Source organism: Vibrio paucivorans, from assembly GCF_054053395.1.
In genome coordinates, this window is the sequence record NZ_CM133231.1 from 119,710 (window position 1) to 142,308 (window position 22,599).

The 22,599-nt window shown below is 45.8% G+C and carries 20 protein-coding genes; 16 read left to right on the plus strand and 4 right to left on the minus strand.

What is annotated here, in order from left to right; genetic code table 11:
- Positions 1–153 precede the first annotated feature (153 nt).
- A complete protein-coding gene (locus ACXABW_RS15690; protein ID WP_252033764.1) occupies positions 154–1,053 on the plus strand; it encodes a LysR family transcriptional regulator in 900 nt (299 codons plus the stop codon).
- 352 nt (positions 1,054–1,405) lie between these two features.
- On the opposite strand, the gene ACXABW_RS15695 is transcribed toward ACXABW_RS15690, so the two are convergent.
- Together ACXABW_RS15695 and ACXABW_RS15700 are read right to left on the minus strand one after the other, a co-directional pair.
- The gene (locus ACXABW_RS15695; protein ID WP_457526050.1) at positions 1,406–3,025 is read right to left on the minus strand and encodes an ABC transporter ATP-binding protein; all 1,620 of its coding nucleotides are present in this window, start codon (positions 3,023–3,025) and stop codon (positions 1,406–1,408) included.
- Positions 3,026–3,037: 12 nt separating this feature from the next.
- Positions 3,038–3,532: a hypothetical protein gene (locus tag ACXABW_RS15700; RefSeq protein WP_457526052.1), complete on the minus strand. Its 495-nt coding sequence runs from the start codon at positions 3,530–3,532 to the stop codon at positions 3,038–3,040.
- A gap of 227 nt (positions 3,533–3,759) precedes the next feature.
- Here ACXABW_RS15700 and ACXABW_RS15705 point away from each other — a divergent pair, with 227 nt between their 5' ends.
- The gene (locus ACXABW_RS15705) at positions 3,760–6,120 is read left to right on the plus strand and encodes a Lon protease family protein (RefSeq protein WP_457526054.1); all 2,361 of its coding nucleotides are present in this window, start codon (positions 3,760–3,762) and stop codon (positions 6,118–6,120) included.
- 109 nt (positions 6,121–6,229) lie between these two features.
- Here ACXABW_RS15705 and ACXABW_RS15710 read toward each other — a convergent pair whose 3' ends face one another.
- Positions 6,230–7,231: a metal-dependent hydrolase gene (locus ACXABW_RS15710; protein ID WP_457526056.1), complete on the minus strand. Its 1,002-nt coding sequence runs from the start codon at positions 7,229–7,231 to the stop codon at positions 6,230–6,232.
- 328 nt (positions 7,232–7,559) lie between these two features.
- Here ACXABW_RS15710 and urtA point away from each other — a divergent pair, with 328 nt between their 5' ends.
- The 13 genes from urtA to ureG all read left to right on the plus strand — a co-directional run bounded on the left by urtA (position 7,560) and on the right by ureG (position 19,481).
- Positions 7,560–8,846 carry an urea ABC transporter substrate-binding protein gene (urtA, locus tag ACXABW_RS15715; RefSeq protein WP_252033773.1) on the plus strand — a complete coding sequence of 429 codons (1,287 nt, stop codon included), beginning with the start codon at positions 7,560–7,562 and terminating at the stop codon, positions 8,844–8,846.
- A gap of 156 nt (positions 8,847–9,002) precedes the next feature.
- Positions 9,003–10,631, plus strand: a complete 1,629-nt coding sequence (urtB, locus tag ACXABW_RS15720) for an urea ABC transporter permease subunit UrtB (protein WP_457526058.1) — start codon at positions 9,003–9,005, stop codon at positions 10,629–10,631.
- Between the two features lie 10 nt (positions 10,632–10,641).
- Entirely contained in the window at positions 10,642–11,814 is a 1,173-nt protein-coding gene (gene urtC / locus ACXABW_RS15725; protein WP_457526060.1) for an urea ABC transporter permease subunit UrtC, read from the plus strand.
- Positions 11,811–12,653 (plus strand): urea ABC transporter ATP-binding protein UrtD, encoded by an 843-nt coding sequence (gene urtD, locus ACXABW_RS15730; protein ID WP_457526062.1) that lies wholly within the window; start codon positions 11,811–11,813, stop codon positions 12,651–12,653. Before urtC ends, urtD begins: the two co-directional genes overlap by 4 nt.
- A 1-nt stretch (position 12,654) precedes the next feature.
- Positions 12,655–13,350, plus strand: a complete 696-nt coding sequence (gene urtE / locus ACXABW_RS15735; RefSeq protein WP_252033781.1) for an urea ABC transporter ATP-binding subunit UrtE — start codon at positions 12,655–12,657, stop codon at positions 13,348–13,350.
- Positions 13,347–14,282: an urease accessory protein UreD gene (locus ACXABW_RS15740; protein ID WP_457526064.1), complete on the plus strand. Its 936-nt coding sequence runs from the start codon at positions 13,347–13,349 to the stop codon at positions 14,280–14,282. The genes urtE and ACXABW_RS15740 overlap by 4 nt, the downstream gene beginning before the upstream one ends.
- 124 nt (positions 14,283–14,406) lie before the next feature.
- On the plus strand, positions 14,407–14,709 hold the full coding sequence (ureA, locus tag ACXABW_RS15745; protein WP_265687195.1) for an urease subunit gamma: 303 nt from the start codon (positions 14,407–14,409) through the stop codon (positions 14,707–14,709).
- A gap of 11 nt (positions 14,710–14,720) precedes the next feature.
- Positions 14,721–15,056, plus strand: a complete 336-nt coding sequence (locus ACXABW_RS15750) for an urease subunit beta (protein WP_252033787.1) — start codon at positions 14,721–14,723, stop codon at positions 15,054–15,056.
- A 40-nt stretch (positions 15,057–15,096) separates the two neighbouring features.
- Complete coding sequence (gene ureC, locus ACXABW_RS15755; protein ID WP_457526067.1) at positions 15,097–16,800, plus strand: urease subunit alpha; 1,704 nt, start codon at positions 15,097–15,099, stop codon at positions 16,798–16,800.
- 99 nt (positions 16,801–16,899) lie between these two features.
- Positions 16,900–17,352, plus strand: a complete 453-nt coding sequence (gene ureE / locus ACXABW_RS15760) for an urease accessory protein UreE (RefSeq protein ID WP_457526069.1) — start codon at positions 16,900–16,902, stop codon at positions 17,350–17,352.
- 115 nt (positions 17,353–17,467) lie between these two features.
- A complete protein-coding gene (locus tag ACXABW_RS15765) occupies positions 17,468–18,079 on the plus strand; it encodes a HupE/UreJ family protein (protein WP_457526071.1) in 612 nt (203 codons plus the stop codon).
- Positions 18,080–18,119: 40 nt separating this feature from the next.
- Positions 18,120–18,800 carry an urease accessory protein UreF gene (locus ACXABW_RS15770; RefSeq protein ID WP_457526073.1) on the plus strand — a complete coding sequence of 227 codons (681 nt, stop codon included), beginning with the start codon at positions 18,120–18,122 and terminating at the stop codon, positions 18,798–18,800.
- A gap of 45 nt (positions 18,801–18,845) precedes the next feature.
- The gene (gene ureG, locus ACXABW_RS15775; protein ID WP_457526075.1) at positions 18,846–19,481 is read left to right on the plus strand and encodes an urease accessory protein UreG; all 636 of its coding nucleotides are present in this window, start codon (positions 18,846–18,848) and stop codon (positions 19,479–19,481) included.
- A 120-nt stretch (positions 19,482–19,601) separates the two neighbouring features.
- On the opposite strand, the gene ACXABW_RS15780 is transcribed toward ureG, so the two are convergent.
- Complete coding sequence (locus ACXABW_RS15780; RefSeq protein ID WP_457526077.1) at positions 19,602–20,078, minus strand: L,D-transpeptidase family protein; 477 nt, start codon at positions 20,076–20,078, stop codon at positions 19,602–19,604.
- A gap of 294 nt (positions 20,079–20,372) precedes the next feature.
- Here ACXABW_RS15780 and ACXABW_RS15785 point away from each other — a divergent pair, with 294 nt between their 5' ends.
- The gene (locus tag ACXABW_RS15785) at positions 20,373–22,496 is read left to right on the plus strand and encodes a sensor domain-containing diguanylate cyclase (RefSeq protein ID WP_457526079.1); all 2,124 of its coding nucleotides are present in this window, start codon (positions 20,373–20,375) and stop codon (positions 22,494–22,496) included.
- The last annotated feature ends 103 nt before the right edge of the window (positions 22,497–22,599 follow it).

A 22,599-nucleotide genomic window follows, 5' to 3' on the forward strand; every position in this document is an offset into this window, starting at 1 on the left:
TATGTCCTTTACTTTCATTAATCAGGGCTCTTCAAAGCCTCTTGGAGTTTGTAATTCTGTTAGCAATGTTAATGCGAGGTGAATTTAACCCTTTATTTTTTACTGATATAGGGAAATAATGAAAATGATTAATTCCAAAAGTGACATAATAAGATGCGAGCAGACGATTTAATCCTGTTTTCACAGGTCATAGAACTCGGTAGTTTTAGCAAGGCCGCAGAGCAAAATAACCTTACAAATTCGGTAGTTAGTAAACGCATTGCGCGTTTAGAAGAACAAATTGGCGTTCAACTATTATATCGAACAACGCGTAAATTAACGCTAACTGAGGCGGGCAAGGCTCTACTGCACGGCGCGAAAACTGTGAAGTTAGCCGCTCAGGAGGCTATGGACTCAGTTGCAGGCTTTGGTGAAAACGTGAGTGGTCATATCAAAATGTCGGTGCCTACCATATCGGGTGATTTGATATTGGCTGATGCTGTGGCCGAGTTTTGCGATATGCACCCAGGCCTGAGTGTCGATATGTCACTAGATAACAAGTTTGTCGATTTGGTGGACGGTGGGTTTGATCTCGTGATTCGTACCGGGTATTTAGAAGATTCAAGTCTAATCGCCCGTCATATCCTTGATTCTCAATGGGTGGTTTGTGCTTCTCCGTCGTACATAGCTAAACATGGTAAACCTATTGAGCCGCAGAATTTGGTGAATCATAACTGCCTCCAATACGCCTACCAAACCACAGGTGCAAGTGAATGGGAGTTTAAAGGCTCACAAGGGAACTACATTGTGCGGGTGTCAGGTTCGTTCTCGACCGATAATGCGACAGCGCTAAGGAAAGCGGCGCTTGGTGGGTACGGGGTGGCTTATGTACCTAGGTGTTTGGTGTATCACGATATACGAAATGGCCAGCTTATTGATATTTTTCCCGAACTCGTCGGCAAAAAGTTAGGCATCTATGCGGTGTACCCGTTTACAAGGCAACCACCCAACAAAGTTAAATTGCTCATAGAGCATATCCGCACTCGGTATCTGGCTATTTCTCATTATTTTTAGTTTGGGGTGCGTAGCCAGACTCTTGGGGCAGGTTTTTGTGGTCCATTTCTACTGCGTAATCGGCTTCTAATGCAGGCTAACTACACATCAAAGCCTCTACCTTGTATAAATTTCCCACAAGAGCGGCGAAAATCAGTGCGAAAGATCAACAGGCCCTAACAAAAAGAAAAAGCGCCGCATCCATGCAGCGCTCTTTTGGTCGGCGGCCAAACCGATTTTTAGGTGCTATATCCGCTTTTAGGCGGAATATACCAAATGCAGGTTATGCATCTGATTTGGTATTCTTTTATAAGAGTAGACTAGATATTGAATTTAGGTACAACTCTTAAACGTTTGTATTTATTGCCACTGTTTAGGCGGCTTCTTCACTATCGAGTTCGAATGATGCCTCAATCAACTTACGTGTATAGTCACTCTTAGGATTATGGAAGATTTCATCTGCCGTTCCTTCCTCCATTACGACACCTTTTTGCATCACTAACACTCTATCGGATAGCGCTTTTACCACGCTCAAATCGTGGCTGATGAAAAGGAAGCCGATATTATGTTTGTTCTGTATTTCTTTCAAAAGTTCAATCACAGTGAGCTGAACCGAACGATCCAACGCAGATGTGGGCTCATCCAGTAGGATAAAAGAGGGCTCAAGAATCAGTGCTCTAGCGATTGCAATGCGTTGACGCTGACCACCAGAAAACTCATGAGGGTAACGGTTGATTGAACTTGGCTCTAAGCGCACTTCCTCAAGTGCTTTACGAGCACGCTGCAGTCGCTCCGTTTTACTGAGCTGAGGCTGATGGACAGTTAAGCCTTCAGTGATGATTTCTCCAACGGTCATACGTGGGGACAAGGAGCCATAAGGGTCTTGGAAAACCATTTGAATGTCTTTCTTCAAAGCAAAACGTTGCTTGTCGTCCAATTGGCTTACATCTTGGCCCTTAAACTCGACTTTGCCTGTCGATGGCAACAATCCAATCAGTGCACGGCCAAGCGTGGATTTACCAGATCCTGATTCGCCAACAATCCCCAGTGTTTCACCTTGTTTGAGTTGTAAGGAAATGCCTTTAACCGCTTCAAAGTATTCACATTTACTAGGTATGAAGTGGGATTTAATCATGAACTTAACACGAATATCTTCAGCGCTAAGTAAAGCAGGTGCGGAGGCTTCAACAGGATCTTTTTGCCCCTTAGGAACGGAGTTAATCAGCATTTTTGTGTAGGCGTGGTTTGGATTTTGGAACAGCTGCTGAGTAATGCCTTCTTCAACAACATCGCCTTTACACATCACCAATACGCGATCCGCCAGATGCTTAACTACCCCTAGGTCATGAGTAATGAACAAAATAGCCATGCCCATTTTGGCCTGTATTTCTTTGATAAGGTTGAGCACTTCGGCTTGCACAGTGACATCAAGCGCCGTTGTTGGCTCATCTGCAATCAAGATGTCAGGTTCGTTAATCAGGGCCATTGCGATCATGATGCGCTGTAGCTGACCACCAGAGAACTCGTGGGGGAATTTGCTGTAGGCTTGCTCAGGATTAGGCAGGTGAACTAAATTAAATAGTTCCAAAACGCGTGCTTTAGCCGCTTGAGCTGAGACTGAACGATGGCAAGTCATCGCTTCCGCAACTTGAATACCAACGCGAAGATATGGGTTGAGAGAGGTCATCGGCTCTTGGAAGATCATACCAATGCGATCGCCTCGAACAGCACACATTTCTTGTTCTGTTTTAGTCAGTAAGTCTCGGTTCTCAAATTGAATACGCGACTGCTCGTGAACAAGGGCATTTTTGAGCAGTAGTTGCATCACGGCGCTGCTTGAGACCGATTTTCCGCTGCCAGATTCACCAACGATAGCCAAGGTTTCACCTTTGCTAAGCTCGAAGTTGACGTTCTTGACGGCGTCCACGATGCCGTCGTTGGTGGTAAAGCTAACCGAAAGGTTACTTACAGTAAGAATAGGGGGCTGTGTCATTGTACATCCTTATCAATTGAGCACGGGCGCGTGAGTCATAAAGTCATTATGGTGTTTTAGGGTAGTGAAATAGTGATGGGCTTTTTGAACATGTTCGAGCTCTAGCATCCACTGAGCATTGCGTTGAGCCGAACAGAAAGCGGCCATGTGGTTGAGTAGGTCTTCACTGTGTTTATGCAAAATGCTGGTGGTTGTTTGAACCAGTTGGGTTTGCTCAATAGAGACAAACTGAAGCAAGCCATAACTCTGATTGAGAGTGTCGAAAGCTTGCTGTTGTTGGCCCATCTTATTAAGGATTTCCGACTGAGACACGGCAGCATCTCGTAAGCCAGACACTAAGCACACAAATTGACACGGTTTGGTTTCTTCATCTTCCATCGCTTGCTGGATATGCGTGGGCATGTGTTGAAGCACCTCCTCAAACAAGCGATGCGCTTCTGGCCAGTGGCCTTGTTCGAGCAATTGTTCCGCTTTTAAATAACTTGCCCAGCAATATTGTAAGTCCATCTCGTTACCCTCACCGTACGTTCGCTAAATATTTAAATCGAAATGAAGCTCAATTGCAAATAATTATCATTAATGATGGAGGTGGGTGCTATTTGGAAAGTTTTTTTTGTGAATTGATTGTTATTTGTTCACTTAACCATGATTTCGGTGTAAGTCACTAAATTGTATAAATAAACCATCTACACTTGGTAAAACAAAAAGGAAGAATAAACGTTTAGGAGGTAGTGATGGCGATTCAAAGATTGAATTCAGAGCAACTCTACAATACTGCAGAATTAGAGATGTTGCCGTGCAAGTCGACCAAAGAACTGGCTCCAATCGATGAGATAGTCGGCCAAGAGCGCGCTCAAAAAGCGGTCGAGTTTGCTATGTCCATCAAGGAAAAGGGCTACAACATCTATGCCATTGGTCAAAATGGCCTAGGCAAACGAACCATGATACTGCGCTACTTAAACCGTCATCAGCATGAAGTCGATTCATTGTTTGACTGGTGTTATGTGGCGAACTTCGAAGACATTCGAACGCCAAAAGTGCTGAAGCTGCCATTCGGTGTGGGCGCAAAACTTAAGCAAGATATCGATAAACTGATCACCAAGTTGGTTAATGCGATCCCGCTCGCCTTCGATAACGAAATGTACATTTCGCGCGCAGAAAGGCTTAAAAACCAATTGGCAGCCAAGCAGCAGGTCGAGTTAGAAAAAATCAGTAAAGACGCGAAAGAGCGCGGTATTAGTTTAACGTTGACCACGCAAGGCGATTACCAATTTGTCGCAATGGATGGTGAAGAGCTGCATACCGAAGAATCGTTTGAGGCGTTAAGTAAAAAAGAGCAAGACTATTTCGGCTCTACTATCGATGCACTTGAAGTGGACTTGCGTGAGATGGTTCGCCAGCTTACTGAGTGGGAAGAGTCGTACAGCGAAAAAATCAAAAAGCTAAACGACGATGTGACCCTAGATGTGATCACCCATTTTATTAAGCAGCTCAAGCTTGATTACAGCAACTATCCAGATATTAAGTCTTACCTTACTGAGCTTCAAAAAGACATCGTTGAAAATGCTGACATCTTCCTAGAGGAAACGGGAGAGCAAGGCGAGATTGCAACGGCATCACTGGATAAAAAACTGCCTCGCCGATACAAAGTGAATGTGTTGGTGAGCCGAAAAAACGATGACTTCCCAATTGTGGTGGAAGAGAATCCAAACTATCACTCATTGTTTGGTTACATTGAAACGGCAACATTCAAAGGTACAGTATTTACCGATTTCTCTTTGATTCGCCCGGGTAGCTTACATAAAGCTAACGGTGGTGTACTGCTGATGGATGCGCAAAAGGTACTAGAACAACCTTATGTGTGGGATGGGTTAAAGCGTGCGCTAAGAGCGCGTCAGCTAAGTTTCACTTCATTGGAAAAAGAAGTCACGTTAACGGGTGCTGTGTCTCTTGATCCTGAGCCAATTCCACTGGATGTGAAAATCATCTTGTTCGGTGATTACCGTACCTACCAACTTCTCCAACATTACGATCCAGAATTTAGCGAGTTGTTCCGTGTGACGGCAGATTTCGAAGACGAAATGAAACGCACACCAGATTCAGAGCTGCATTATGCACGCTTTGTTTCCAGCATTGTTCACGATAACAACATGCTGCATTGTGACCGCAAAGCCATTGCAAGGATCATCGAGCACAGCTCTAGGCTGGCAGGCGACCAAAGTAAGCTTTCGCTTCACTCTGCACACATTGCGAATCTGTTGCGTGAATCGAACTATGTCGCTCGCCAAGCGAACTCTAATATGATTCGTACAGGCCACGTTGAAGAGGCGTTAAGTAACCAGCAACTGCGCGTAAGCCGGCTGCAAGATAGCGTGATGGAAAGCTTCATCAATGGTACTACGCTGATCCATACCGATGGAGTAGCAGTAGGGCAAGTGAACGCGTTATCGGTACTGAGTACCAGCGATCACATGTTCGGTGCGCCAAACCGTATTACAGCAACAACGTCGTACGGTGATGGTGAAGTGATTGATATCGAACGTAGCGTCGATCTGGGGGGCAGCATTCACTCGAAAGGGGTGATGATCTTAACTGCTTACTTGTCTTCCGTATTTGGTAAGACAGCGAGAGTGCCTTTAACCACCAATATCACCTTCGAGCAATCTTATGGTGGTGTCGATGGTGACAGTGCCAGCATGGCGGAATTCTGTGCGGTTGTGTCGGCATTCTCTAGGAAAGCCAACCGCCAAGATATCGCCATTACTGGCTCGATGAACCAGTTTGGTGAGTCTCAGCCCATTGGCGGCGTAAACGAGAAGATTGAAGGTTTCTTCGATGTGTGTGGTATTAAAGGACGCACTAGCGAACAAGGTGTGATCATTCCTCGCTCCAACATGCATAATCTAATGCTAAGACCTGATGTGGTGAAAGCGGTCGAAAAAGGTGAGTTCCATATTTGGGCCATTGACCATGTCACAGAGGCGATTGAGATCTTTACCGGTAAGCCAGCGGGTGAACCAAGTGAAGAGGGCAGCTACCCAATAGATACCATCTATGGCATCGCGCAAGCTAAGTTGAACGCATTGCGAAAGTAGCACGATAGGAAGAGACGAAAAGCGCCCAAGATATCTTGGGCGTTTTTTTGTCTGAATTTGTGGTCACGCGACTCGATGCCCAGTGCCATTTCATTCCCGATACTCCACGCTAGAAATCCAAAAGCATGTCTAAATAAAGTTGTCTGGACTCGGAACTACTGTCTCGATGCACTGCGTATTCGACGTGTGTACCCATAGTTGCCGATGGAGAGAGTTCAATGCTCCATAATGGGTTGATTTGGTTTGGCACCATAGAATATCGCACATCGATAATGCGCAGTTCGTTGGTGGGGTCTTGCGCTAAATACCCATTTGAAAATCTGCGAAAACGTTCAATGTCTTTCGCTTGTTGAGAGCCTGGTACAAGCCATGGGAAGTCTCTGCTAAGGCTTAGCTTAGTGATGGACTCGCCGGGATATGTTTTGACAGATGAACCGACTCGAATGGCGTCAACGACATAGGCGTTGTGTGTTTCGTAAACGACTTTCCACACCAAAATGTTAGCAAAGCTCGGTTTAGCTTCTAGCTGAATTGGGTTGTGTTGCCTTTCTTTCGCCAATTCCCAGCCAGCGGCTTCAGCTCTATCTCTTTGAACGACTCCTAGCATCAAGTAGGTTACAGCCCAAAGAAACGCAATACGCGAAAACAACACTGTCCGCTTCATTATTGCCAGCCCTAGCAGTATCAATATGGGGAGCGTGAATAGTGGATCGATGACAGACACGGCGTTCCATGCATATCGATGATTGGATAGCGGCCAAAACAGCTGCGTACCGTATGAAGTGAAGGAATCTAGCAGCGCGTGAGTGCTAAACCCTATGGCGGCATACAGCCAACTTTGTTTAAAAGAAAACCCTCGCTTTTTTGCCAGCAGATAGTGCAATACCAACGCACAAAGGAAACTACCGATAGGGATAAAAAAGAGTGAATGAGTAAACTGCCGATGTGCTTCGAGAAATAGCAACGGGTCGGTTTGCGAACGGATCAATACATCCAGATCTGGCGTCATTGCAGCAAGTAGTCCAATAGAGCCCGCAGTCACCAAGTGTTGTTTGTTGCTAAACGACTGTGACAAGGAGGCGCCCAGTAAACCCTGTGTTATTGGATCCATAATTAACTCATTGATAGCACATGACTTAATAGTAGAACATAGGACAGGTTCCAGCTGAAAATTGAGCTAAGTAGCCAGCTGGCTTTGAGCTTTAGTGGATATCGAGGTTCAATATCATTTACCGCCCATGTTTCATACTGGTTCATTATTAGATTTTCTGCACCACATTACGTCATACATGATTGACTCATAATGCACCGAAATTGATCAGATAAATAAATATCCTTTAATAACAGCTACTTATTTCCACTTTGCACGGTACGTTTATTTGGCATTCTTCTTGTAACTCTGTAATTGGATAACAAAAATACAATTATGGAGTAACAACATGAACAAGGTGTTCAATTTATCGCTAACTGCACTATGTACAACTCTTTCACTTTCTTCTGCAACGGTGTTTGCGGCAGAGGAAACAATTAAGGTGGGCGTTTTACATTCACTATCCGGCACAATGGCGATAAGCGAAACAACGCTAAAAGATACCGTGCTAATGCTCATTGAAGAGCAGAATAAAAAGGGTGGTTTGCTTGGCAAAAAACTCGAGCCAGTAGTGGTTGATCCTGCATCAAACTGGCCTTTGTTTGCTGAAAAAGCCCGCGAGCTTATCGAGAAAGAGAAGGTTGATGTCGTTTTTGGTGGTTGGACGTCGGTGTCACGTAAGTCGATGCTGCCAGTCTTTGAAGAGCTGAACAGTATTCTTTTCTACCCAGTACAATATGAAGGTGAAGAATCGTCTAAGAACGTTTTCTATACAGGCGCTGCGCCCAATCAACAGGCGATTCCTGCCGTCGAATACCTAATGGATGAGTTGGAAGTGGAACGTTGGGTACTAGCAGGTACCGATTACGTTTACCCTCGTACAACCAATAAAATCCTAGAAGCCTACCTAAAAGACAAAGGTGTCGCAGAAGAAGACATCATGATCAGCTACACGCCATTTGGTCATTCTGACTGGCAATCAATCGTGTCTGACATCAAAAAGTTCGGTGCTGCGGGCAAGAAAACCGCTGTGGTGTCTACTGTAAATGGCGATGCGAATGTCCCTTTCTATAAAGAGCTCGGTGCTCAAGGCATTTCATCTGAAGATATCCCAGTTATCGCATTCTCTGTTGGTGAAGAAGAGTTGTCAGGCATGGATACTGAACCATTGGTTGGCCACTTAGCAGCGTGGAACTACTTCATGAGTGTCGATACTGAAGCTAACGCAGAGTTCGTGGAAACGTGGCAGTCGTTTATCCAGAGTGAAAAACGCGTAACCAACGATCCAATGGAAGCGCATTATGTTGGTTTCAATATGTGGGCTCAAGCGGTTACTAACGCGGGCACGACAGATGCAGAAGCGGTACAAGATGCTTTGATCGGCGTGTCGGTGCCTAACCTTTCTGGTGGCTACTCAACCATGCTACCTAACCACCACATAACTAAACCTGTTCTTATCGGTGAGATTCAGGACGACGGTCAATTCGATATCGTTTGGGAAACCACAGGCCTTGTCGCGGGTGATGCATGGTCTAGTTACCTACCTGAGTCTGCGAAGCTATTCTCGAGCTGGTCGAAGCCTTTCTCATGTGGTGCTTTCAACGTTGAAACCAAGAAATGTTCCGGTAGTAACTAGAGCGATTGGTTAGCACATGGAGCCTTCTGTATAGGAGGAAGTGCCAGTGAAGGAGTTCCACTAATGGAAGGCTCATTGCTTCAAGTAACAATAATTATCCACGTATCCATCAAGCAAAAATAACAATATCTAGCTAGGTGGACTAAGGAAGCAGGGATGAAGAACGTATTGAACGTGTTTAAGGCACTGTTGATTTTAGCAGTGAGTGCCCAGTTGGCTTTTGCTGGTATAACGGATGAGGCTAGCTTTACCAAGGCGCTAGTTGGTAAGAAGACATCGGATAAAGAACTGTCCATCGATTGGGTGGTTGAGACGCAATCAGAAGAAGTAGCTAAAGCCATCTTGGATGGATGGTTAAATGGATACCTCTACTATTTCAATGACAGACAGAGCGAACAGTATAAGCAGCTCTATCTTATTCAAAGCTTTAAAACAGCGACCTCGGCTCAGTCTGTTTGGGGAGACTCTATCCTCAACATTGAAGATGCCAAGCTATTTAAAAAGGTTCGTGTAAACAACAAACTACGCGGGATCTTACGTGGTGAGATCGCTTCTATCGGGTTAAGCAGTAGCAACTCAGATGTGCGTTATAAGGCGGTGTCCGATCTGTTGGGGACGAAAGATGCAGACATTATCGCTCGAATTTCGGAACTGAGGAAAAACGAGTCGGAAGGCTCGGTATCAGAGCTTATGGATCTGTCGTTGGCTATCTATAGCGCGCTCGATACTAGCGCAAGTACAGAAGAGCGCGTGTCTTCGATTGAACGAGTAGGGGATTTTAAACAATCAGTGGTACTAAAAACACTGAACCAACTGCTTAATCGTGAGCAGGACCCGAGGATCTTGGCTGCGGCGGAACGCGCCCTAGACGGTTATCAGCAAAGCCAAGCGCTGTACTCGGGCGTTGAAACCGTATTCTTCGGTTTGAGCTTGGGATCTGTGTTGGTATTGGCGGGCATTGGCTTGGCTATTACCTTCGGTGTAATGGGCGTTATCAACATGGCGCATGGTGAACTGATTATGATTGGCGCTTACACCACATATGTGCTGCAACTTTTGATGCCCAATCATATCGGACTGGCACTGATTCTCTCTATTCCAGCCGCGTTTATTGTATCTGGTCTGGTTGGTATAGCGATTGAGCGAAGCGTGATTCGCCATCTTTATGGTCGCCCACTTGAAACCTTGCTTGCGACCTTTGGTGTGAGCTTGATTTTGCAGCAAGCCGTTCGTTCAGTCTTTTCTCCATTGAACCGTTCAGTGAGTACACCTGAATGGATGTCGGGCGCACTCCAACTAAACCCAATGTTGTCACTGACCTACAACCGTTTATACATCATTCTTTTCTGTGGTTTGGTGTTTATCGGCTTATTAATGGTGCTCAAGAAGACACCGCTAGGGTTACAGGTTCGTGCTGTGTCTCAAAATCGTGGTATGGCTCGTGCGATGGGGATTCGATCTGAACGTGTTGATGCAATGACGTTCGGGCTGGGTTCTGGTGTCGCTGGTGTAGCGGGTGTGGCGCTGTCTCAATTAACCAATGTTGGTCCCAATATGGGGCAAGCGTACATCATTGATTCTTTTATGGTGGTGGTGTTTGGTGGTGTCGGTAACTTGTGGGGCACACTAGTAGCGGGATTAAGCCTTGGATTATTCAATAAGATCCTAGAACCATGGGCTGGTGCGGTACTCGCCAAAATCTTAGTACTGGTTTTCATCATTCTGTTTATTCAAAAACGCCCACGTGGATTGTTCCCACAACGTGGCCGTGCGGCTGAAGGTTAAGGACAACATCATGCAGTCAAAATCATTTGTACTTTCGGCGATGCGTGGTGACAAAGGGGGTCAACTGACCATCTTTGTGATACTTGCAGCCATGATTTTAGTTCCACTGGCTAACACCATGCTGCCAAGTGGACATCCGCTTCATGTTGAGACTTTTACCATCTCACTGATGGGCAAATATTTGAGCTACGCTATGTTGGCACTCGCTCTCGATCTTGTGTGGGGTTACCTCGGCATATTGAGCCTTGGCCATGGTGCTTTCTTTGCTCTTGGTGGCTATGCCATGGGGATGTACCTGATGCGCCAAATTGGTGACCGTGGGGTCTATGGCGATCCTGTCTTACCTGATTTCATGGTGTTTCTTGATTGGTCGGCTTTGCCATGGTTTTGGAACGGTTTCGATCAGTTCTGGTTCGCTTGCATTATGGTGGTATTAGTTCCAGGAGCGCTGGCTTACCTGTTTGGTTACCTTGCTTTCCGATCTCGAGTCTCTGGGGTGTACCTCTCAATCATGACTCAAGCGCTAACTTACGCCTTGATGTTGGCGTTTTTCCGCAACGAGATGGGCTTTGGTGGCAATAACGGGCTCACGGATTTCAAAGATATCATCGGTCTCAGTCTACAAAGTGATGTAGTCAAAATTGGGCTGTTCGTTTGTACTGGCATCGCTTTGATTTTCAGTTATGTAGTGTGTCGAATAGTGGTAACAAGTCGTTTGGGTCGAGTGGCACTGGCGATTCGTGACACAGAATCTCGCACTCGCTTTATGGGCTATGACGTTGATGGCATTAAGTTGTGGGTTTTTGTTCTCTCAGCAGTTATCGCAGGCATTGCGGGGGCGTTATATGTACCTCAAGTCGGCATCATCAATCCTGGAGAGTTTGCACCACTTAATTCGATTGAAATTGTTGTTTGGGTTGCCTTAGGAGGTCGCGCCACTTTATTTGGTGCCATTGTTGGAGCATTGATCATCAACTATGCCAAGAGCTGGTTTACGGTTGAGTTTCCAGAGGTGTGGTTATTCGCACTAGGTGGCCTATTTGTACTTTCAACCATGTACTTCCCACAAGGAGTCATTGGCTTTGTTAGCGAAAAGTGGCAGCAGCTACGAAAAGTATCGGACTCGAACAGTGGGACGCAAAGCAAAGGTGGGCAGGCTAAATCCAAGGAGGTGATCGCATGACCCAATTTAATCGCATCAAGGAGTCGGTTCAAGCGTTGACTCGTCGAGATGAAGTCTTCGACTACCTCAAACCGGATATTCACCCTGCTATTGATACCCGTCACAACGTGTTGTTGTACGTGGAAGGTGTCAATAAGAGTTTCGATGGCTTTCAAGCGATCAACGATCTTAATTTGTATATCGAAGAGGGCGAGCTGCGCTGCATCATTGGTCCAAATGGCGCAGGTAAAACCACCATGATGGACATCATTACTGGGAAAACTAAGCCGGATACAGGTGATGTGTGGCTTGGCTCAAACATCAACCTACTAAAGATGAACGAAGCAGAAATTGCCAATGCAGGTGTCGGGAGAAAGTTTCAGAAACCGACGGTGATCGAATGTTTAACTGTGTGGCAGAACCTAGAGTTAGCTATGGCTGGCAATCGCTCTGTATGGGCGACCTTCACTGCTGCTATGTCTGGTGAGCAAAAGGACAAGCTCACATCGGTACTTGAATTGATACATCTAAAAGATAATGCCACGAATATGGCAGGCAACCTCTCTCACGGGCAAAAGCAGTGGCTAGAGATTGGCATGTTGCTGATGCAAAACCCTAAGTTACTACTGGTGGATGAACCCGTTGCGGGTATGACTCACCAAGAAATGGATCGTACTTCTGAATTACTCAACTCGCTAGTCGGCAAGCACTCGGTTGTAGTGGTTGAGCATGATATGGACTTTGTTCGCTCAATTGCTAACCACGTAACCGTGCTCCATCAAGGCCACGTCTTGGCAGAAGGTACCATGGACCAAGTGCAGGCTCACCCTGAAGTTAAACAAGTTTATCTCGGAGAATAGGATGTTAGAGGTTAAATCAGTTAATCAGTATTACGGTGAGAGCCATACTTTGTGGGATTTGAATATGCAGATCCCACAAGGGAAATGTACGGTGTTAATGGGACGAAATGGTGTAGGAAAAACGACGTTACTTCAATGCATCATGGGGCTCGTTAAGGTTGAAAGTGGTGATATCTCTTTATTTGGTGAATCGCTGCTGAAATCTGATGCCGAGGAGCGTCCACGACAAGGGATAGGCTATGTTCCTCAAGGGCGTCAGATTTTCCCGATGCTTACTGTTCAAGAAAACTTGGAAGTTGGGTTGCCAATTAGAGACAAAGGCGACCGTAAAATCCCAGAGTTTATATTCGAGATATTCCCTGTGTTAAAAGAGATGCTGCATCGCCGTGGAGGTGACTTATCTGGTGGTCAGCAACAACAGCTAGCCATTGGTCGTGCCTTGGTGGTCAATCCAAAACTATTGATTTTGGACGAACCCACAGAAGGGATTCAGCCCAATATCGTACAGGAAATTGGCGATATCATTCGTATGCTCAACGAAAAGATGGGGCTTACGGTGTTGCTTGTCGAGCAGAAGTTGCCCTTTGCGAGAAAGGTGGGCGATCGGTTTTGTATTCTCGACCGAGGTCGTCAGGTCGCGGAAGGTGAAATGAAAAGGCTCGATGAGTCTCTGATTAAGGAGTACTTAACCGTATGAACACTATTTATTCTTTGAGTAAAGCAGGGGATACGACCCAAGCTGAATCATTGCCTCTGAATGAGATCATTGAACAAGATATTCGGGACGGTTGGCAAGCCGAATTAAATCTCACCTTTGCAGACCGTGGTGATAGAACAGTATTAAAGCATCGTCAGCAATCGGGCCCACTGGCGGTGCAACGTCCGTTATACCCTGATAGGAAGACGTGTCATACCTACTTGCTCCATCCTCCTGGGGGAGTCGTAGGTGGTGACACTCTGAATATTGAAGCGACCGTTGAGAATAGTGCTCATGCGTTGATCACCACTCCAGGGGCAACTAAGTTCTATCGTTCAAATAACAAGTACGCCAAGCAGAAGCAAACGCTTCGAGTGAAGAAAGGGGCTCGTTTAGAGTGGATGCCCCAAGAGAACATTTTTTTCCCGAATGCTCACGTTCGCTTAGACACTGAAATCCATCTAGAAAAAGGTGCACAGTTTTGGGGGTGGGAGATGCACTGTTTTGGAAGGCCTGCACAGAATGAGGGATTTGAGCATGGTCATTTAGTGGGGAAAACGGAAATCTACCTAGATAACCAAAGGCTACTCACGGAAGGGTTTGATTTTCATGGTGGCGATAACTTACTGATAGATATGGGTTTACTTGGCTTTTCAATGATGGGCACCTTTTATATTACCTCAGATCATCAGCAAGATTTAGAGTTGGTACAGAGCTTGCTCTTATCTATTAAACAGCAAGCAGTTACATCAAAAAATTCGAGTGAGCCCGCATTAATATTGGGCGCTACACAAATAGAAGGATTGATTGTAATAAGAGCATTGGGCAATTGGAGTGAAGATATCCTTCAAGCCTTTGGACAAGTTTGGCAAGCTACGCGTTCTCACTTGTGTGGTACCACTCCTGATTTACCGAGGATCTGGGCGACTTAGCTTTGTTTTCAAGAAGCGCCGCTCTCCTTTCTAGTCAGATGCGTTCAAGCTTGCTGTGTTTGAATCCCACTTAGTGCTCCATTTTTTGAGCACTAAGAGAACAACACTAACAGCGGGCGGCTAAATGGAATTAACACCAAGAGAAAAAGATAAACTCCTTATCTTTTGCGCAGGAATGCTGGCGCAACAGCGCAAACTAAAAGGCTTAAAACTGAACTACCCAGAATCAATAGCGCTGATCAGCAGTGCTATTTTAGAAGGTGCTCGAGAAGGTAAAACCGTTTCGGAACTGATGGATTTTGGGCGTACACTTCTTACCGTCGATGACGTCATGGAGGGAGTCCCTTCCATGATCCCAGATGTGCAAGTTGAAGCAACTTTCCCTGATGGCACCAAGTTGGTGACCGTTCATGAACCTATCGTGTAAGGGGGAGTAGTATGGCTGGTTCCCCAAAACATTATTCAGGCTTAGTTCCCGGGCAGGTTGAAACCGCTGCGGGTAACATCACTCTAAATGAAGGGCGAGACACGACATCTGTCAAGGTCGAGAACATTGGCGATCGTCCGGTACAAATTGGCTCTCATTATCATTTCTATGAAGCAAACCCTTCGCTTATCTTCGACCGAGAGGCGACCAAAGGCTTTCGACTTAATATCCCTGCTGGGACAGCAACCCGCTTTGAGCCGGGTCAGTCGCGTAGCGTTGAATTGGTGCGTTATGCCGGAAAATTAGAGATCTACGGCTTCCAAGGGAAAGTGATGGGCAAGCTCTAAGCCCATTCACAGAAATAACTAAAACGACAAAGGATTGATCATGGCGACGATATCCAAGCAGGCGTATGCCGAAATGTTTGGGCCAACGATCGGTGACCGTGTGCGCCTCGCTGACACCGATTTATGGCTAGAAGTTGAAAAGGATTACACCGTCTATGGAGACGAAGTAAAGTTTGGTGGCGGTAAGGTAATCCGTGATGGGCAAGGGCAAAGTCAGCGTCCAAGTGCCGAAACTCCAGACTTGGTGATCACCAATGCTATCGTGCTGGACTACTGGGGCATCGTAAAAGCTGACGTCGCTATCAAAGATGGCCGCGTTCACGCATTGGGTAAAGCAGGCAACCCTGATGTTCAGCCCGGTGTCGATATTGTCATTGGCCCTGGCACCGAAATTTTGGCTGGCGAAGGTTCGATACTCACTGCTGGTGGCATTGATTCACATATCCACTTTATTTGCCCACAGCAGATTGAAGAAGCTTTGGCATCTGGCGTAACCACTATGATAGGTGGGGGCACTGGGCCAAATACGGGTACTAACGCGACGACATGCACACCGGGGCCTTGGAACATGCACCGTATGCTGGAATCTCTCGACCAGTTTCCAATGAACTTTGGTTTATTAGGAAAAGGCAACGCGAGCCAACCTGAGGCTCTGCGAGAACAAGTAGCCGCAGGTGCAGTGGGCCTAAAGCTGCATGAAGACTGGGGAACCACGCCTGCTTCTATCGATAATTGTTTGGCTGTTGCAGATGAAATGGACGTACAGGTTGCGATTCACACCGATACTTTGAACGAGTCGGGCTTTGTTGAATCGACCCTTGGCGCTATCGGAGAGCGCGTGATTCACACCTATCACACTGAAGGTGCGGGCGGGGGACATGCTCCCGATATTATCCGCGCTGCAGGCGAGCCGAATGTATTGCCGTCTTCAACTAACCCAACACGACCTTACACCGTCAATACGGTCGATGAGCATTTAGATATGCTGATGGTGTGTCATCACCTTTCACCATCGATTGCTGAGGATGTTGCCTTTGCGGAGTCTCGTATTCGCCGTGAAACCATTGCCGCAGAAGACATTCTTCATGACTTAGGTGCGTTTTCGATGATCGCTTCGGACTCTCAGGCAATGGGGCGGGTTGGTGAGGTGGTCACTCGTACTTGGCAAACTGCACACAAGATGAAAGTGCAGCGTGGGAGCCTAAAAGAGGATTCAGACTACAGCGATAATTTCCGCTTAAGGCGTTATGTCGCCAAATACACCATTAATCCAGCAATTACGCACGGTATGGCGCATGAAATCGGCTCTATTGAAGAAGGCAAGTTGGCAGACTTGGTGTTGTGGAAACCAGCATTCTTTGGTGTGAAACCGAGTGTGATCTTGAAAGGAGGCATGATCGCTATGGCGCCAATGGGTGACCCAAACGCTTCTATTCCGACCCCTCAGCCTGTTCATTACCGGTCTATGTTTGGTAGCTATGGTAAAGCATGTCAGAACACATCGATGCTGTTTGTTTCTAAGGAAGCCAAAGCACAGAACATTGATAAGCAATTGGGGTTAAAAAGTCTGATTGGTGTGGTGAGCAATTGTAGAAACATCAGCAAAGCTGACATGAAGCTCAATGACTGGATGCCAAAGATAGAGGTGGACTCGCAGACTTATCAAGTGCGTGCTGATGGTGAGTTGTTGACGTGCGAACCAGCTGAAGAGTTGCCAATGGCGCAGCGTTACTTTTTGTTTTAGCACTCGCTGAGGGCATATTTTTGCCAATGGCGGAGGGTTCTTATTTTAGCGAACCTACTTTGAACGTTATAAATATCATAAGGAGATTGAGGTAATAGCATGATTGAACTTACTCAAATTCAAGCGGAGTCGAACACGGCTCCCGATGGCTTTCTAAGCCTACCGATCGATAGTCGAATCAAGAGTCGCCTTAAAGTGACTCTTGATGATGGCCGAGATGCAGGGCTGTTCCTACCACGAGGGCATATTTTGCGTGGAGGTGAACAACTCTCTAGTGAATGCGGCTTAGTCGTAGAAGTGAAAGCCGCTCCCGAAACCGTTTCCACAGTGTACTGCGAAGATTCCCACTTGCTTACTCGAGTGGCGTACCACCTTGGTAACCGTCACGTTCCGCTGCAAGTCGAAGCTGGCTGGGTTCGCTACCAACACGACCATGTTTTAGATGAAATGGTTGAAGGCTTGGGAGCGAAAGTGACGACAGAAAAGCAACCTTTTGAGCCAGAAGGCGGTGCCTATGGTGGTCGCTCTGGTGGTCATCATCACCATCATTAAATAATGAGTACGGCTGAATCTGGTCACGCACTGTACTGAGTACGCATTAGAAACATTTTCCAATAACAACACTTTCTCATAGAAAAGAGACACAAATTAACGCAAGGAATTCGCGATGAAATTGAAAACTGCTACAGGCTTACGCAAGTTAACAACAGCGTCACTAACTATCGCTTCTCTAACAACATCAACATTGGCGTTCGCTCACCCAGGGCATGGTTCCCATTCCGTGAGTGACCCTCATTCATTCATGTCTGGCTTAACTCACCCTGTGACAGGGATGGATCATCTTATCATGCTGATCGCTTTCGGCTTATTAATTGGTGCATTGTCGTTCTCAACTAAGATAAAAGCTACCTTAATTGGAGCGGGATTGGCGTCGTTGGTAGTGGGGCTTTTTGCAGGCCAAACACTAGGCTTCTCGGTGATTGTTGAACCAGCTATTATCGCTTCTCTATTCGTGATAAGCCTCTGTTTATGGTACGTATTCTCGCCATCTACCAAGCGTGTCACCAGCGTATTGGCCGCTTCCATTGCTATGTTGTTTTTCCATGGCTATGCGCACGGTGTTGAAGCCGCGAGCAACTTAACTCAATTCACAATCGGTATGAGCATCAGCGCGATGGCATTAATGGCTATGGGGACTTTTATCGGTCGTGCAGTTTACTCTAAATGGTTGTCAGTCGCTGTGGCGTCAGCAAGCGCTGCATTGCTGTTAGGCGTATAGGCTCTCGGACTTTTCGATTCAAAAGAAAGAGAGCACTAACATGACCACAACGGAAAATGTCGCTATTTATCGTTTGTTTCAACTAATCAGCCCATCATTGCCGATTGGAAGTTTCACCTATTCACAGGGCTTGGAATTCGCGGTTGAAGCTGGGTGGGTAAAGGACCGAAACAGCATGGAGCAGTGGCTCAATACTGTTGTTAGTTCGAGTGTTGCGACATTGGAACTACCTATCTTAGAGCGCCTTTATCATGCTTTAGAAGCAGGCGAACTCGATGAGCTCGAGCATTGGTGTAACTACTTGTACTCAAGCCGTGAAACCAGTGAATTGCGAGCAGAAGAAAAGCAGCGAGGCCAGGCATTAAACACCTTACTAAAAAAGTTAGAGATCGATATATCAATGGCTGAGTCTATTGATAGTCATCCAAACCAACTGTTGGGAATGTGCATAGCGGCTCAATACTGGGGGATTGATCTTGAAAGCCTCAAGCAAGGCTACTTATGGAGTTGGGTTGAAAACATGGTGACTGCAGGGGTTAAGTTGGTCCCGTTAGGGCAAACCGATGGCCAGCTGGCCTTAATCAATATCACCAACACGTTTCCAAAAATGATTGAAAAAGCGCATTCGATAGAAGATTGGATGATAGGGAGCTTCTCACCATCAATGGCCCTCGCCAGTTCATTGCACGAAACACAATACACACGACTATTTCGTTCGTAGCAGGTGGCGCGAACGAAGGGTAGGGAAAATTTAAGGAAGTAGACAATGGAAAGTTATAAACAACCACTTCGAATTGGTATTGGCGGCCCGGTAGGGTCTGGTAAAACAGCGTTATTAGAAGTGTTATGTAAGGCTATTCGCGACAAGCTAAACATTGCCGTGGTTACTAATGACATCTACACACAAGAAGATGCCAAAATACTCACTCGAGCAGAAGCTCTGGAACCTAACCGCATCATCGGTGTAGAAACGGGCGGCTGTCCGCACACGGCGATACGAGAAGATGCATCGATGAACCTTGCTGCTGTAGAAGAGCTTGCCAAGCTACATAAGAATCTCGATGTGGTGTTCGTTGAGAGTGGTGGCGATAACCTAAGTGCGACATTCAGCCCTGAACTCGCCGACCTCACCATCTATGTGATTGACGTGGCGGAAGGGGAGAAGATCCCACGTAAAGGCGGGCCGGGTATCACACGATCTGATCTGTTGGTTATCAATAAGATCGATTTAGCACCATATGTTGGAGCGTCGCTTGAGGTAATGGAACAAGACACACAGCGTATGCGTCCTACTAAACCCTATGTGTTCACCAACTTAAAAGAGAGTAAAGGCTTAGATACCATCATTGACTTCATCGTAACGGAAGGGATGTTGACTCTTAAAGAATCTACCGCCGTTTAATTGCAATGAACGATTGACGGTGCACCTTTATTAAATCGGTGTAATTACTATTGCAGCTCAGTTCGCATCCTGTCATGTGGCTGAGCCGTAATGTATAGAGAAACAACGAAATGGGCTGATTTACCACTCAATTTCAATCGGTGTTCCCATTTCAACCAACTCCAAAAACTCATCCATTTCTTCGTTAGTGATTGCAATGCAACCGTTGGTCCAGTCAAAGCTTTGAATAAACTCTGGTCGTCGAGTGTCATCGTTTTTAATGCCATGTATTTTGATGTCCCCACCAGGGGCGACTCCTAATGCTTCGGCCTTGATGATGTCGTTTTGGTTTGGGTAGTCTATATGGATAGAGCGGTAAAATGCGGAGTCTTCGATAACAAAGTCGAGTTTGTATCGACCTTCTGGGGTTTTGTTATCGCCTTCCTGTACTTTGTGTCCTTTGGGATTTGCGCCCAAAGCGATACGAAATTCGCGAATGACTTGCTCGTCTTTTACTAAATACATTCTTCGTTTTGACTTGTCGATTTGAACAAGGTCCACAGCCGCAAAGCTGTTGATAGAAAATAGACATAAAATGGTGACAATTAGAGCTTTCATAACACGCGATAGGTTTGTACTGCTTTCCTTACTATTTTACGTCACGCCGCTTCTAATGGGCAAAGGTAAGACTCAAAACGGTGAGCTTTAGCGAATTTATAGAAGTATAAAGATTGTGCAAATTGATGAAAATTATGGAAACAAGGTCTAATAAATGTCGTTCGTCTCAAGAATGTAGGAACTAAAAATGGTGTTTTGCGGCGGGGTTAACAGTGGCTAGGGTGTTGTGTTGATTGCATATTAAATGTTGACTAATTTTTTATTAAAAATTATACCAACAGCTAGGTCAGCACCATGTACTCTCGCGTTCTTTTAAAGCAGATCTCTTCAGCTAGAAACCTTCGTTATCTCGCTAATTTGATGTTCGCTTCTATTGATGATCTGCTTTCTCCACGAGCCGCGAGTGTGATTGTCAGTCCTAGCATGCACTCTTCTGGGCAACTACTTTTCACTCATGGTGAATGCACATCTATTGCTAAATACCCAGACACGTTTTGGAACTGGGCTGCTCAGTTTGATACCTCCGATAGCGTATTGCCACTTGCTATTAATACTTGCAAGTGGGATTACTTATCTTTAATGGGTGGTGAATCCTTTATCTTCATGCTGGATAACCATCCCGATATGCGCACTTTCTTAGTCATAGAGGCTGCAGACAGAGACACCTTTACTCGGCTTGAGCAATCAGGTCGTTTAGATTTCTTAATGCTCATTGCTTCGCGTTGGCAGTGCGTACGTGCAGAGCGAGAGGCCTCACGCGAATTTAAAAACCGTGATATTCGTGAAGCGAAATACTTAGATGAAATCAAACAGCGCGAGCACTTCATTGATAACATGAAACTGGTGCAAGAGATCGCGACAGATATGGCTAATCCAGAAACTCTTGATCAGCTATATAAAAAAGCGGTTGAAGCGGTGCGAGAACAGCTCAAGTTTGACCGAGCCGTATTCATGTTACTTGATATGAAAAAGCGTTGTTTCAGTGGTACTTACGGCACCGATGAGCAAGGCCGAACCATTAGCGAACATCATACTCAGTACGATTTACACCAATTAGAAGAGGAATATATAGAAGCCATTTTTGATGACTCTAGGAGTGTGGTTATCGCAGAAGACGCTCCCTTGTACACCGCAGGCAATGTTGTCGGTCAGGGGTGGAACGGTATGCTAATTCTTCGTGACGGTAATGAAACCATAGGTTGGATCAGCGTCGATAACTTTATCAACCGTCACCCAATAACGCCTTATCAAAAACAAGCGCTAGAAGCGTTTGGTCTGCAACTCTCCCAAATTTATATCCGTAAACGTCAAGAACAAAACGTTCGTATGCTACACGCTAGTATGGTGGAACTGTCTCGCTGTATGACCACCAAAGAGGTGTGTCGTTCGGCGGTGATGTTTGCAATTAACCGGCTAGGTATCGACCGTTTAGCGGTCTTCCTAACCAACCCCGAATGTACTTATATGAAAGGAACTTGGGGTACGGATATCCAAGGTAATATTGTTGATGAGTCCTATTACAGCTCAGAAACCCATGACCGCTCTATCGTGACAATGGCACGCGCTAACCCAAATGAGGTGGTATTTGAAGAGTCAGTACCGATTTACCATGATTTCAATATTGTGGGTTTTGGCTGGACAGCCATGACCATGCTCACCAGTGCAACCGGTGAACCCATTGCTTTTATTGCCGCTGATAACTTGTTAAAGAGAACACCACTGACTTCTCAGCTACGCGAAGTGATTCGTATGTTTGCCTCTAATGTGACTGAAGTTTTATTGAAAACTAGAGCTCAAGAGGCCATTCATGAGTTGAACGAAAATCTAGAAAGAGAAGTAAAAAGCCGTACCAAGCAGCTTCAAGAGGCCAATGAAAAGCTTGAACTACTCGCCAAAATGGACCCACTGACGCGTTTGGGTAACCGCCGAATGTTGGAACATTTGTTAGAGTCGCAATGCATGGGGGGAAGCCAGCAACAGGGGACCTATGGACTGATCTTGCTGGATCTCGACCACTTTGGTTTGTTCAACAATCACTATGGGCATTTAGAAGGTGATATTGCTTTAATGCGAGTTGGTAATATCTTGAAGCACCATACCTCTCTGGAGCATGAAGTATTTTGTCGTATCGGTGGTGAAGAGTTTGTGCTGTTGGTTGCGAATAAATCGGAACAAGAAGTCTCCGATCTTGCTGAGTGCATTCGTCAGTGTATTGAAGTAGAACGAATTAACCATGAAACAAGCCCGGTAGGTCAGTATTTAACGGTGTCTATAGGTTATACCTATATGGAGTTGTCGCCAGACAAGTTTAACTTCGATTTACTGTATGGTTACGCCGACAAAGCGCTGTATAAAGCCAAAGATCAGGGCAGAAACCAGTGCGTAGGTTTAGTAAAAGATGAGGCCCTACAAAGCTAATACCTCAGCCGTTAGGAAAGTAAAAAGGAGACAGTTGGTCTCCTTTTTACTTGGTTGCTGTGTTGGAATCATCTGGAATGTGGATAGACTCAGCTAATGCACC